The 13919-nt window shown below is 51.5% G+C and carries 7 protein-coding genes and 2 rRNA genes; 1 reads left to right on the top strand and 8 read right to left on the bottom strand.

The window, feature by feature from the left end:
• Positions 1 to 103 precede the first annotated feature (103 nt).
• From NSS83_RS19865 to gyrA, 4 genes are all read right to left on the bottom strand, one after another.
• Positions 104 to 3029 (bottom strand): 23S ribosomal RNA (locus NSS83_RS19865).
• 250 nt (positions 3030 to 3279) lie between these two features.
• A 16S ribosomal RNA gene (locus NSS83_RS19860) occupies positions 3280 to 4840 on the bottom strand.
• Together the 16S and 23S rRNA genes form the textbook arrangement of a ribosomal RNA operon.
• A gap of 376 nt (positions 4841 to 5216) precedes the next feature.
• The gene (locus NSS83_RS19855) at positions 5217 to 6317 is read right to left on the bottom strand and encodes an HD-GYP domain-containing protein (protein ID WP_341183170.1); all 1101 of its coding nucleotides are present in this window, start codon (positions 6315 to 6317) and stop codon (positions 5217 to 5219) included.
• A 160-nt stretch (positions 6318 to 6477) separates the two neighbouring features.
• On the bottom strand, positions 6478 to 9024 hold the full coding sequence (gene gyrA / locus NSS83_RS19850) for a DNA gyrase subunit A (protein WP_341183171.1): 2547 nt from the start codon (positions 9022 to 9024) through the stop codon (positions 6478 to 6480).
• Positions 9025 to 9319: 295 nt separating this feature from the next.
• Here gyrA and NSS83_RS19845 point away from each other — a divergent pair, with 295 nt between their 5' ends.
• Complete coding sequence (locus tag NSS83_RS19845; protein WP_341183172.1) at positions 9320 to 10207, top strand: YheC/YheD family protein; 888 nt, start codon at positions 9320 to 9322, stop codon at positions 10205 to 10207.
• Positions 10208 to 10304: 97 nt separating this feature from the next.
• Here NSS83_RS19845 and gyrB read toward each other — a convergent pair whose 3' ends face one another.
• From gyrB to yaaA, 4 genes are read right to left on the bottom strand one after another with little or no spacing between them, the layout of a single operon-like run.
• Complete coding sequence (gyrB, locus tag NSS83_RS19840) at positions 10305 to 12215, bottom strand: DNA topoisomerase (ATP-hydrolyzing) subunit B (RefSeq protein WP_341183173.1); 1911 nt, start codon at positions 12213 to 12215, stop codon at positions 10305 to 10307.
• A gap of 46 nt (positions 12216 to 12261) precedes the next feature.
• Positions 12262 to 12510: an extracellular matrix/biofilm biosynthesis regulator RemA family protein gene (locus tag NSS83_RS19835; RefSeq protein ID WP_036728071.1), complete on the bottom strand. Its 249-nt coding sequence runs from the start codon at positions 12508 to 12510 to the stop codon at positions 12262 to 12264.
• Between the two features lie 16 nt (positions 12511 to 12526).
• Positions 12527 to 13645: a DNA replication/repair protein RecF gene (recF, locus tag NSS83_RS19830; RefSeq protein WP_036728069.1), complete on the bottom strand. Its 1119-nt coding sequence runs from the start codon at positions 13643 to 13645 to the stop codon at positions 12527 to 12529.
• A 20-nt stretch (positions 13646 to 13665) separates the two neighbouring features.
• Positions 13666 to 13896 carry a S4 domain-containing protein YaaA gene (gene yaaA / locus NSS83_RS19825; RefSeq protein ID WP_036699885.1) on the bottom strand — a complete coding sequence of 77 codons (231 nt, stop codon included), beginning with the start codon at positions 13894 to 13896 and terminating at the stop codon, positions 13666 to 13668.
• Positions 13897 to 13919: the final 23 nt, after the last annotated feature.

The raw sequence follows: 13919 nt of genomic DNA, 5'->3' as shown, positions 1-13919 counted from the left end.
AAACTGAATCCGAAACGAATTTGTGTTTGCCCTTCTTACGGGGCCCCCGGAAAGTATTCGGAATCGGCTTCGTCAGCCTCTTCTTCACTTTTTGGGGTAGCTTTTGGATAAGCCCTCGACCGATTAGTATTGGTCAGCTCCATGCATTGCTGCACTTCCACCTCCAACCTATCTACCTCGTCGTCTTCAAGGGGTCTTACATACTGGGAAATCTCATCTTGAGGGGGGCTTCACGCTTAGATGCTTTCAGCGCTTATCCCGTCCGTACGTAGCTACTCAGCCATGCTCCTGGCGGAACAACTGATGCACCAGCGGTACGTCCATCCCGGTCCTCTCGTACTAAGGACAGCTCCTCTCAAATTTCCTGCGCCCACGACAGATAGGGACCGAACTGTCTCACGACGTTCTGAACCCAGCTCGCGTACCGCTTTAATGGGCGAACAGCCCAACCCTTGGGACCTACTTCAGCCCCAGGATGCGATGAGCCGACATCGAGGTGCCAAACCTCCCCGTCGATGTGGACTCTTGGGGGAGATAAGCCTGTTATCCCCAGGGTAGCTTTTATCCGTTGAGCGATGGCCCTTCCATGCGGTACCACCGGATCACTAAGTCCGACTTTCGTCCCTGCTCGACTTGTAGGTCTCGCAGTCAAGCTCCCTTATGCCTTTGCACTCTGCGAATGATTTCCAACCATTCTGAGGGAACCTTTGAACGCCTCCGTTACTCTTTAGGAGGCGACCGCCCCAGTCAAACTGCCCGCCTGACACGGTCCCCGTACCCGATAAGGGCACTAGGTTAGAACCTAGATACGATCAGGGTGGTATCCCAACGGCGCCTCCGCAGAAGCTTGCGCTCCTGCCTCCACGGCTCCCACCTATCCTGTACAGATCGTACCCAAATTCAATATCAAGCTGCAGTAAAGCTCCATGGGGTCTTTCCGTCTTGTCGCGGGTAACCTGCATCTTCACAGGTATTAAAATTTCACCGGATCTCTCGTTGAGACAGCGCCCAAGTCGTTACGCCATTCGTGCGGGTCAGAATTTACCTGACAAGGAATTTCGCTACCTTAGGACCGTTATAGTTACGGCCGCCGTTTACTGGGGCTTCGGTTCACAGCTTCGGATTGCTCCTAACCGCTCCCCTTAACCTTCCAGCACCGGGCAGGCGTCAGCCCGTATACTTCGCCTTACGGCTTCGCACAGACCTGTGTTTTTGCTAAACAGTCGCTTGGGCCTTTTCACTGCGGCCCCCTCGGGCTATTCACCCTACCGAGGCACCCCTTCTCCCGAAGTTACGGGGTCATTTTGCCGAGTTCCTTAACGAGAGTTCTTCCGCGCGCCTTAGAATTCTCTTCTCGCCTACCTGTGTCGGTTTGCGGTACGGGCACCTTCTCCTGACTAGAGGCTTTTCTTGGCAGTGTGAGATCATGACCTTCGCTACTGTAATTTTCGCTCCCCATCACAGCCCAGCCTTACGGTGTGCGGATTTGCCTACACACCAGCCTCACTGCTTAGACGGACATCCATCAGTCCGCGTCACTACCCTCCTGCGTCACCCCATCGCTCATAGCGGATTACGGTGGTACAGTAATTTCAAACTGTTGTCCTTCGACTACGCCTTTCGGCCTCGCCTTAGGTCCCGACTTACCCTGAGCGGACGAGCCTTCCTCAGGAAACCTTGGGCTTTCGGCGGATCAGATTCTCACTGATCTTTTCGTTACTCATACCGGCATTCTCACTTGTATACTCTCCAGCGCTCCTTACGGTACACCTTCAACGTATATACAACGCTCCCCTACCCCAGATACAAAGTATCTAGCCATAGCTTCGGTGGTGTGTTTAGCCCCGTTACATTTTCGGCGCAGAGTCACTCGACCAGTGAGCTATTACGCACTCTTTCAATGGTGGCTGCTTCTAAGCCAACATCCTGGTTGTCTGTGCAACTCCACATCCTTTCCCACTTAACACACACTTGGGGACCTTAGCTGATGGTCTGGGCTGTTTCCCTTTTGACAATGGATCTTAGCACTCACTGTCTGACTCCCGGCAAGAAGTAAATGGCATTCGGAGTTTGACTGAGCTTGGTAACCCTTGCGGGCCCCGCACCCAATCAGTGCTCTACCTCCACCACTCCATTCACCGAGGCTAGCCCTAAAGCTATTTCGGGGAGAACCAGCTATCTCCGAGTTCGATTGGAATTTCTCCGCTACCCCCACCTCATCCCCGCATTTTTCAACATGCGTGGGTTCGGGCCTCCAGTGCGTGTTACCGCACCTTCACCCTGGACAGGGGTAGATCACACGGTTTCGGGTCTACGTCCACATACTAAATCGCCCTATTCAGACTCGCTTTCGCTGCGGCTCCGGCTTCTCACCTTAACCTTGCATGTTAAACGTAACTCGCCGGTTCATTCTACAAAAGGCACGCCATCACCCATAGAAAGGGCTCTGACTTTTTGTAAGCACACGGTTTCAGGTTCTATTTCACTCCCCTTCCGGGGTGCTTTTCACCTTTCCCTCACGGTACTGTTTCACTATCGGTCGCCAGGTAGTATTTAGCCTTAGCAGATGGTCCTGCTGGATTCATACGGGGTTTCACGTGCCCCGCACTACTCGGGATCCGTCTCGGAGAGAATACCATTTCGGCTACAGGGCTTTTACCTCTATCGCGGGCCTTTCCAGACCTCTTCGCCTACCATATTCCTTTGTAACTCCATGTGAGACGTCCCACAACCCCAAGAGGCAAGCCTCTTGGTTTAGGCTGTTCCGCGTTCGCTCGCCGCTACTGACGGAATCACTATTGTTTTCTCTTCCTCAGGGTACTTAGATGTTTCAGTTCCCCTGGTCTGCCTCTGCGTATCCTATGTATTCAGATACGAGTAACTGCGAATTACCACAGCTGGGTTTCCCCATTCGGACACCCCCGGATCAAAGCTTGCTTACAGCTCCCCGAGGCAGTTTCGTTGTTCGCCACGTCCTTCGTCGGCTCCTGGCGCCTAGGCATCCTCCGTGTGCTCTTAGTAGCTTAACCAATGTGTTTTCCCTAAGGAAAATCACGGTAGCAACTAATAACTATTTCCACTTGCTTACACAAGTTTCAGCTAAAAGATGTTCTAAAACGCAAATTCGTTTCGGTATCCAGTTTTCAAGGATCAAAGGTAAAGATGAGAGCTTAAACTCTCAAAACTGACCAACGAGTGAGTAACAGGCCTAAACCTGATTGGTTTGGAAGCGAAGCTTCCGATTTGAATGTCACCGTTGCAGGTGACGATTCTCCATAGAAAGGAGGTGATCCAGCCGCACCTTCCGATACGGCTACCTTGTTACGACTTCACCCCAATCATCTACCCCACCTTCGGCGGCTGGCTCCCTTGCGGGTTACCCCACCGACTTCGGGTGTTGTAAACTCTCGTGGTGTGACGGGCGGTGTGTACAAGACCCGGGAACGTATTCACCGCGGCATGCTGATCCGCGATTACTAGCAATTCCGACTTCATGCAGGCGAGTTGCAGCCTGCAATCCGAACTGAGACCGGCTTTGCTGGGATTGGCTCCACCTCGCGGCTTCGCTTCCCGTTGTACCGGCCATTGTAGTACGTGTGTAGCCCAGGTCATAAGGGGCATGATGATTTGACGTCATCCCCACCTTCCTCCGGTTTGTCACCGGCAGTCACTCTAGAGTGCCCAGCTCAACCTGCTGGCAACTAAAGTCAAGGGTTGCGCTCGTTGCGGGACTTAACCCAACATCTCACGACACGAGCTGACGACAACCATGCACCACCTGTCTCAACTTTCCCCGAAGGGCACCTAATGCATCTCTGCTTCGTTAGTTGGATGTCAAGACCTGGTAAGGTTCTTCGCGTTGCTTCGAATTAAACCACATACTCCACTGCTTGTGCGGGTCCCCGTCAATTCCTTTGAGTTTCAGTCTTGCGACCGTACTCCCCAGGCGGAGTGCTTACTGTGTTAACTTCGGCACCAAGGGTATCGAAACCCCTAACACCTAGCACTCATCGTTTACGGCGTGGACTACCAGGGTATCTAATCCTGTTTGCTCCCCACGCTTTCGCGCCTCAGCGTCAGTTACAGCCCAGAAAGTCGCCTTCGCCACTGGTGTTCCTCCACATATCTACGCATTTCACCGCTACACGTGGAATTCCACTTTCCTCTTCTGTACTCAAGTCACCCAGTTTCCAGTGCGACCTCAGGTTGAGCCCAAGGTTTAAACACCAGACTTAAATAACCGCCTGCGCGCGCTTTACGCCCAATAATTCCGGACAACGCTTGCCCCCTACGTATTACCGCGGCTGCTGGCACGTAGTTAGCCGGGGCTTTCTTCTCAGGTACCGTCACTCCGGTAGCAGTTATTCTACCGGACGTTCTTCCCTGGCAACAGAGCTTTACGATCCGAAAACCTTCATCACTCACGCGGCGTTGCTCCGTCAGGCTTGCGCCCATTGCGGAAGATTCCCTACTGCTGCCTCCCGTAGGAGTCTGGGCCGTGTCTCAGTCCCAGTGTGGCCGTTCACCCTCTCAGGTCGGCTACGCATCGTCGCCTTGGTGGGCCGTTACCCCACCAACTAGCTAATGCGCCGCAGGCCCATCCCCAAGCAGCAGATTGCTCCGCCTTTCATTCTCTCCTCAGGAGAAGAAAGAAATTATCCGGTATTAGCTACCGTTTCCGGTAGTTATCCCAGGCTTGAGGGCAGGTTGCCTACGTGTTACTCACCCGTCCGCCGCTAAGTCTGAAAGGAAGCAAGCTTCCTTTCAAACTCCGCTCGACTTGCATGTATTAGGCACGCCGCCAGCGTTCGTCCTGAGCCAGGATCAAACTCTCCAAATTAGTATTTAGAAAGAGCGATTGCTCATTTTGAAACATCTGACGAGAATTGTTACATCCTCTAATTTGGATCTCACCGAAGTGATCTCCAGATACTCACTCGTTGTTCAGTTTTCAAAGATCAAGCTCGTTGTCAGCGCCGCTCATCGCGTCACCAGCAACTCTTATAATATATCACATCCAGCCGATCAATGCAAGCTCTTTTTTAACTTCTTTTCGAGCTCGGCGTTGATGTTTCGCGGCCAGAAATAGAATATATCACGGATAGAGATTCATTGCAAGCTTTTATTTCTATTTCACTCTCTAAAAAGCTACGCTTCCCTAACCGCCCTTAGTCCGGCAAGTAAGTTAGCATAGCTCTACTCCTCTGTCCGCGTACTTAAGCAATAATCTCCTGAATGTGCAGCTCCCGTTCATTGATCAGATTAACGATGTTTCCTTCAACTTGAATCATGGGTCTTGTCGGGTTGTTACGATCGGTAAAGATGATTTCCCCGTGACGTCCATCGCTGAGCCGTATCCGTGTACCGTTATATAGGTCTGTCGTCTTTTGAATGAAGGTCTGTACGATTACCGGATCGAGCTTCCCGAAGCTCTCCTTCTGCAGCTGCTCCAATACCAGATATGGCGACTGTGCCTTTCTGTAGGCTTTTCCCAGCGTCATGGCATGGAAGATATCGGCGACTGCCACAATCTTGGCGTAGAAATGAATCTGGCTGCCATCCAGCCTAAGCGGATACCCTGAACCGTCTATCTTCTCATGGTGCTGCAAGGCGGCGAGTCTTACCCCTTCGTTAATGGCTGTAACATTGCGCAGCAACTGATAACCGTATGTAGTGTGCCTGCGTACCTCGTCAATCTCTGCACCGCTTAGAGGGGTTGGTTTCTGCAGCAGCGCTTCGTCTACCTTAATGTTACCTATATCGTGCAGCAAGCCGGCAAAAGCAGCCTGCATCCAGTCCTTCTGCGGATATCCGCACCACTGGGCAATTCGGTAGGAGGTCAAGGCAGACAAAACAGCATTATGATAGTTATATTCCTGGTCAATTAGCACACGCGGAGCAAACTTTAAGACATGGTAATCTTTCAAATGGGTAATCAGCAGCTCCAGCTGACTCCGCAGTTCGAAGATCGGAAGAGCCGCAGCGGCCGCTGCACGGTAGCTTTGCTTGATAAGCACCAGCATTTTCTCATACTCATCGTGAAGCGGAGAATTACTCTTGGCCAGCACTGATTCATTAATCAGAGCACCTGCCTTGGCCGCTTGCTGCTTCACTGCCGGTTTAGCGCTCTCTGCCGGTTTGTCTTCCCCTTGAGCCCCTTCAATCTCAACCTGTCCGATTAAAAAAGCCTGCAAAATCTCAATATCCCGGGGGAGAATGATCTTGCCCTTCCCGAACAATACCCCTCCTAAAGGAGTAATTACATCCTTTATAATCTTTGAACCCGCTTTAATCTCTCCAACGGATATGTTTGGCATTAGCCTAAGCCCCTTTATGTCGGTGACACCTGTAATTCTCTAATTATAGTATGGAACAGGGGAAGCGGCTAGATAGAGAATTCCCCGTTCATCAGTTGATAGGGTATAAAAAAAGAGCATGGATTTCTATATATCAGAAATCCATGCTCTCTTGCAATTCTTATTCGAGGTTGTCTTCTTCGTTCAAGGCATCCGCTTCAGGCTGGCTGGCTTCAATACCGCCTTCGCCTTCTACAGGAGCTCCTTGAATGTCTTCGCCGTCCTCATGCTCAGACAGCTCTTCATCCTCTTTGTCCGCTCTGCATAGTGTAGCTACAGCATCATCCTCACGGATGTTAATCAGCTTAACACCCTGCGCATAACGGCCCATGGTGGATATTCCGTCCATGCTGGTACGGATCAGGGTACCGCTGGTCGTAATAATCATCAGGTCCTCGTCCTGCTTGACGACCTTCAGCCCGACAACCGGCCCGTTCTTATCCGTAAGGTTAATAGTCTTGATACCTTTACCCCCGCGGGTCTGGGACCGGTAGTCAGCAGCAGGTGTCCGCTTACCATAGCCCTTGGTGGTTACGATCAGTACCTCAAGCTCCTGGTCTACGCAGTCCATGCCAATAACATGGTCATTGGAATCAAGCGTGATCCCCTTAACCCCCGTAGCACTGCGGCCCATGGAACGTACATCATTCTCCGAGAAGGTAATCGACATTCCGCGTGCAGTACCGATTATCAGATTCTGCTCACCATCCGTCAGCTTCACCTCAATCAGTGAATCCTCCTCACGGAGATTGATTGCAATCAGACCACCCTTACGGATGTTGTTGTAATCCTCCAGAGGCGTCTTCTTCACAATCCCCTCACGGGTAGCGAAGAACAGGTACTTGTCACTGTCCGCTTCCTCCACCTGGATGACCGCGCTGATCTTCTCGCCCTGCTCGATTTGAATCAGGTTGATGATCGGCGTTCCCCGGGCAGTCCGTCCAAGCTCCGGAATCTCATAGGCCTTAATCCGGTACACCTTACCCTTATCAGTGAAGAACATCAGGTAGTTATGGGAGTTACTCACGAAGAGATGCTCCACAAAGTCCTGGTCCTTGGTGTCCATCCCGATGACACCGCGTCCGCCGCGCTTCTGGCTGCGGTAGGTGTTGACCGGAAGACGTTTGATATAACCGGTGTGGGTAATCGTGATGACAACCTCTTCACGCGGAATCAGATCCTCGTCGAGGATGCTTTCTTCCCCAACGGTGATTTCTGTACGGCGGTCATCGGAGTATTTATCCCGGATCTCCTGCAGCTCATTGCTGATAATATCCAGCACGAGATGCTCATTGGCCAGAATCTCACGGTATTCGGCTATTTTGGCCAACAGCTCGTTATATTCATTCTCGATCTTCTCACGTTCCAGACCGGTCAGTCGCTGCATCCGCATATCGAGGATCGCCTGGGCCTGCTCTACGCTCAGACTGAAGGTCTCCATCAGACCTTCCCGGGCAATGTCGGTTGTGCGTGAGGCGCGGATCAGGGCAATGACTTCATCCAAATGATCCAGGGCAATACGCAGCCCTTCCAGAATATGCGCCCGTGCTTCCGCCTTCTTAAGGTCGAAGATTGTCCGGCGGCGGATGACTTCGATCTGATGCTGCAGATAGTGATACAGTACATCGCGCAGATTCAGAATCTTCGGTTCATTGTTGACAATAGCCAGCATGTTGATCCCGAAGGTGGACTGCATGGAAGTATGCTTGTAGAGATTGTTGAGTACAACGCTCGGATTCACATCCCGTCTCATTTCAACCACTACGCGCATTCCGTTACGGTCAGACTCATCACGCAGATCCGTAATGCCCTCGATGCGCTTCTCACGCACCAGTTCCGCAATCTTCTCCACGAGCCGGGCCTTATTGACCTGGTAAGGAAGCTCATGCACAATAATCCGGGCCTTGCCGTTATTCTCTTCAATAACCGCTTTGGCACGCATAGTAACCGATCCGCGTCCAGTGCGGTAGGCCTGACGGATGCCTTCACGGCCCAGAATATATCCGGCCGTCGGGAAATCCGGGCCTTGAATATATTCCATAAGCTCCATAGGCGTAATATCAGGATTCTTGATCATCGCCTGCACACCGTCAATTACCTCACCGAGATTATGCGGAGGAATATTGGTTGCCATCCCCACCGCAATCCCGCCTACACCATTAACCAGCAGATTGGGATAACGCGCCGGCAAGACTACAGGCTCGTTCTCTTCACCGTCATAGTTAGGCGCGAAGTCAACGGTCTCCTTGTTCAGGTCACGGAGCATTTCTCCGGCAATTTTGGACAAACGTGCTTCTGTATAACGCATTGCAGCCGCCATATCTCCGTCTATGGAACCGAAGTTACCATGACCGTCTACAAGCATATAGCGCATGGAGAAGTCCTGTGCCATACGTACCATTGTTTCATAGACTGCTGAGTCACCGTGAGGATGATACTTACCGATAACCTCACCGACGATTCTAGCCGACTTCTTATGTGGCTTATCCGAGGACATACCAAGTTCCGACATCGCAAACAAAATGCGTCGGTGAACAGGCTTAAGTCCATCCCGCACATCCGGCAAAGCCCGGCTTACAATGATGCTCATTGCGTAATCCATAAAGGATTCGCGCATTTCCACGCCAATGTCCCGATCTTTGACTTGCGGGTTATTTTGTTCAGCCATGAGTTGGTGGACCTCCTTCAGTTAAAAACCGCTACCCTATATTATATTACTTTCACAAAACCAGCACAATTAAACATGATAGCCTGTTATCGTCTATATTGATTTTCTTTTAGTACGGATAAGGGTATACGCCCTCTCCGCAGCTGTCTTCAGTACATAGACTGTAGAGACAAGAGAATTGGCTTCATGCCCCTGTTTTCGTCCCAAAAAGCATAATCTCATATCCTTATATTATAACATTATTTTGCTTTCTTGTCCTGAAAATTCGCTATGAATAAAGAAACGGAGGCAGAACATGAGGATTCAACGCGTGTCCAGCAAATGGGCAAAAACGAAAGTCATTCTGCAAAACCGTCAGCTCTCGGTCTATATCCCGGAAACGCGCAAATACAGCCTGGAGGATCTGAAAGAAATGCTTCATCTGCACGGCACGGTATATATAAAGCCCGACCGCGGCACCTATGGCAGCGGAGTAATGAGAGCCGAGCAGAGGATTGTACACCTAAGTCCCAGTGGACAGCAGCCGGAGACACGTGAACCGGTGACAGCTGCTCCGGACAGTGAAGCAGAAGTACCGGCAGAGCCGAAGCTGATGTATATTCTCAGGTATGCGAAGGACGCCGAGGTCTTTAATAGCCCCGAAGAGCTTCATGCCGCACTGGTACCACGGATTAGAGACCGCAGCTATCTGGTCCAGCAGGGCATTGATCTGCTGCAGCATCAGGATCGTCCCTTCGACCTGCGGGTGCTTACCCAGAAGAATCCCCAGGGCAGCTGGGAGACTACGGGCATGCTTGGAAGGGTCGCCGCACCGCAGAAGGTAATCACGAATTATCACAGCGGGGGCAGTGTTTTTCCGGTAGATACCCTGTTCAAGGAGCATATGACCAGTGACGAACTGTCTGCGACTACCCAGCAGCTCAAATCTCTGGGCGTCCGGATCGGAGCTCAGCTCGAAACGGCTTATCCAGGTCTTAAGGAGCTGGGGCTTGATGTAGCCATCGACCAGCATCACGATCTATGGCTGCTTGAAGTAAACACCTTACCCTCCATCATTGTCTTCAAATTGTTCCCGAACAAAGCAATTTACCGCAGAATCCACCGTTATGCTGTGGCCTATGGCCGGTTGAAGCCTAACCGGAAGTCCGTAAGCAGCCGCCGCAAGCGAATATCGAACGTCTAGCTCTATGTATTCAAGCGGCAAGGCTATAAACTCTCTCTCACTAAAAAACCTCCGGCTTCATCCGCAAGGGATAATCCGGAGGTTCGCTATGTGCTCTTTAAATATCCAGGTTCTTAACCGATTGGGCATGCTCCTGAATGAATTCGCGGCGCGGTTCAACATTGTCACCCATCAGGGTATCAAAGATGCTGTCCGCTAGCATGGCGTCCTCAATGGTTACCTGCAACATGGTGCGGCTCTCAGGGTCCATCGTCGTGTCCCATAACTGAGCAGCATTCATCTCACCCAGACCCTTGTAGCGCTGTACGTTAACCTTCACGTTCTCGCCGAAGGCAGCAATGATCTCATCGCGCTCCTTCTCGGTCTGTGCATAGCGCACCACCTTGTTGCGCTCAATCTTGAAGAGCGGCGGCTGGGCGATATAGATATACCCTGCGTCGACAATCTTCCGCATATAGCGGTAGAAGAAGGTCAGCAGTAGTGTTCGGATATGGGCGCCGTCGACGTCCGCATCGGTCATGATGACAACCTTGTGGTAACGCGCCTTCGAGAGGTCGAAATCATCACTGATCCCGGTTCCGAGTGCGGTAATAATCGCCCGGATTTCAGCATTGGACAAGATCCGGTCTAGCCGGGCCTTCTCCACGTTCAGAATCTTGCCGCGCAGCGGCAGGATGGCCTGGAAGTGGCGGTCCCGGCCCTGCTTGGCAGATCCGCCGGCGGAGTCACCTTCGACGATATACAGCTCACTGATGGACGCATCCTTGGAGGAGCAGTCTGCCAGCTTGCCAGGCAGGGCGCTGACTTCAAGCGCACTTTTGCGGCGAGTCAGCTCACGGGCCTTTTTGGCCGCTTCACGGGCACGGGAAGCCTGCAATGACTTCTCCAGCACCTTACGTGAGACGGCAGGGTTCTCCTCCAGGAACTCCTGCAGCTTCTCGCCGAACAGCGATTCTACAATCCCCCGGACTTCACTGTTGCCGAGCTTGGTCTTGGTCTGACCTTCGAACTGCGGCTCAGGAATCTTGACCGAGATAATTGCCGTCAGACCCTCCCGGACATCATCCCCGGTCAGATTCTGACTGCTGTCCTTGATTACGCCGGCCTTGCGTGCGTAGTCATTAATGATCCGCGTCAAGGCACTCTTGAAGCCGGATTCATGCGTTCCGCCTTCATGGGTATTGATATTATTAGCGAACGAATAGATGTTCTCTGTGTATGAATCGTTATATTGGAGAGCCACTTCAACCGCGATCATATCCCGTGAGCCTTCCACGTAGATGGGATCCTCATGAAGAGCTTCTTTTTTCTCGTTAAGGTATTTCACATACTCCACAATACCACCTTCATACTTGAACGTATTGCTGACTCCGGTCCGTTCATCCAGAAGTGACAGCTCAATGCCCTTGTTCAAGAAGGCCAGCTCTCGGATACGGGTAAGGAGCGTGGAGTATTCAAACGTAGTCGTTTCGGTGAAAATATCCGGGTCCGGGTGGAAGGTCGTGGTGGTCCCCGTCTCCTCTGTATCCCCGATCACTCTGATGTCATATTGCGGCACGCCGCGGTTGTACTCCTGCTGGTAGACATGCCCGTCACGTTTGACAGTGACAACTACCTTCTCGGACAAGGCATTAACCACAGAGATCCCTACGCCGTGAAGACCGCCGGACACCTTGTAACCCCCGCCGCCGAACTTACCGCCTGCATGCAGGACAGTCATGACCACTTCAAGTGTGGACTTCTTCAGCTTGACGTTCTCACCAACAGGAATTCCGCGCCCGTTGTCAATAACAGTCACACTATTATTTTCAGTAATTATGACTTGAATCCGGTCGCAAAAACCTGCCAGCGCCTCATCGATACTATTATCGACAACCTCCCAGACCAAATGATGCAGACCTTTGGAGCTGGTGGAGCCAATGTACATGCCGGGACGTTTCCGAACTGCTTCCAGCCCTTCCAGTACCTGAATCTGGCTCTCATCATATGTCGGTTGATTCATTGACATGCCTTCACCTACTTCTTTCAGATTATCTCATGTAACTTGTGGAACCTTATATTTCTAACAAGATCTTGGCTCTTTTTTTGAGAGTGGAGGAGGAGATCGGGGAGTAGTAGACAGTATTCCTGGTCACGACAATAGACTTCGCTTCCTCTTCACCAATGCGTTCCAGCTTCTTATCCTGCTGGGAATGAGTCATAAACTGCTTCGATACCTTGGAGGATTTCTCAATCGATATATCAAATATAGCAATCAGCTCTGAGGATCGAATAATTTTTTCTCCGCCCAAATGAATATACATGGTCTTCCTCCGCTCTTTATAACCCCACTTTGCCGCCATGAACATGATACAGGATTGCACCCTTTAATTTATCAGCATTCAGTCCCTCAACACCGGTCGCAGTGATGAAGGTCTGCACCTTGCTCTGAAAAGTTTCGATAAGCTGGGTCTGACGATAGGGATCAAGTTCGGACAAAACATCATCAAGAAGCAGCACAGGGTATTCTCCAATCTCCTCATGGATCAGTTCAATTTCCGCCAGCTTGAGCGATAAAGCTGCCGTACGTTGCTGCCCCTGGGAACCGTAGACCTGAGCTTCTCTTCCGTTGATAAAAAAGGACAGGTCATCCCGATGGGGACCCGTCAGCGTCATGCCGCGCCTGATTTCCTGATCTCTTGTTTGTGATAACTTTAACATAAATTTGTCCAATAAGACAGCTTCATCTTCCTCTTCACGCTCACCAAACGAGGGGACATAGAGCAGTTTGAGCTCTTCTCCGCCGTTTGTGATGCCACGGTGGATGCTTTCTGCCCATATCTGCAGCTTCTTTATGAATTGTTTCCTTTTTTTGACGATTTTAACACCATGTTCTACAAGTTGGGCATCCCAGATGTCCAGAAGCTCCCGGCCGCCAGCCTCCTTGCCCCATAACTGCTTCAGCAGATTGCCGCGCTGGAGGAGAATTTTCTGGTACTGCTGCAGATGAAACAGGTAGCTCGGCTGAACCTGGCCAATCTCCATATCAAGGAACCGGCGCCGGATGCCCGGGGTACCTTTGACAATCTCCAGATCCTCCGGGGCAAACATCACCACGTTCAGCGAGCCTACGAATTCACTGAGCCGGCGCTGCTCCAGTCCGTTAATTCTGGCCTTCTTGCCCTGCGGGGACAGGGTCAGCTCCAGCTTAAGATCCCCATATTTGCGCTCTACTTCAGCAACAATCTGCGCGGAGCCCGCCGGGGCATCGAAGGAGATCAGCTCCTTGTCCTTGGAGGTCCGGTGGCTTTTGGTCATCGCGAGGACAAACAAAGCCTCCATGAGATTGGTTTTACCCTGGGCGTTCTGTCCGAGAATGAGATTCACATCGCCCAGATGCTCAAGACGCAGCAGCCCATAGTTGCGGTAATCCTGCAGTCCGATATTTTTGACAAACAAGAGCCTGTTCCTCCTTAGGGTTACTCCTCCTTGACTCCGCCGCCCTCAACTTCAAACACGCCGTTATCCTGTACCTCGATAGTATCACCCGGGTAGAGCTTCCGGCCACGCCGTTCTTCCACCTCACCGTTCACCTGCACATGTCCTTCCTGCAGCAGCGCCTTGGCCATCCCCCCTGTGGATACACAATCAGAGAGCTTCAGGAACTGGTCGAGCTTAATATATCCACTGTGGATAACTATTTTTTTCATGTTTTTGATCCTTTCGGCCACTT

This window comes from Paenibacillus sp. FSL H3-0469 (genome assembly GCF_038051945.1).
Classification (GTDB): domain Bacteria; phylum Bacillota; class Bacilli; order Paenibacillales; family Paenibacillaceae; genus Paenibacillus_AQ.
This window is presented reverse-complemented; position numbering and strand designations above follow the sequence as displayed.

Coding starts and splice junctions, on each gene's coding strand:
- yaaA (WP_036699885.1), bottom strand. CDS start 13,896: ATGAAAAAAATAGTTATCCACAGTGGATATATTAAGCTCGACCAGTTC.
- gyrB (WP_341183173.1), bottom strand. CDS start 12,215: ATGTCAATGAATCAACCGACATATGATGAGAGCCAGATTCAGGTACTG.
- NSS83_RS19845 (WP_341183172.1), top strand. CDS start 9,320: ATGAGGATTCAACGCGTGTCCAGCAAATGGGCAAAAACGAAAGTCATT.
- gyrA (WP_341183171.1), bottom strand. CDS start 9,024: ATGGCTGAACAAAATAACCCGCAAGTCAAAGATCGGGACATTGGCGTG.
- NSS83_RS19855 (WP_341183170.1), bottom strand. CDS start 6,317: ATGCCAAACATATCCGTTGGAGAGATTAAAGCGGGTTCAAAGATTATA.
- NSS83_RS19835 (WP_036728071.1), bottom strand. CDS start 12,510: ATGTATATTCATTTGGGCGGAGAAAAAATTATTCGATCCTCAGAGCTG.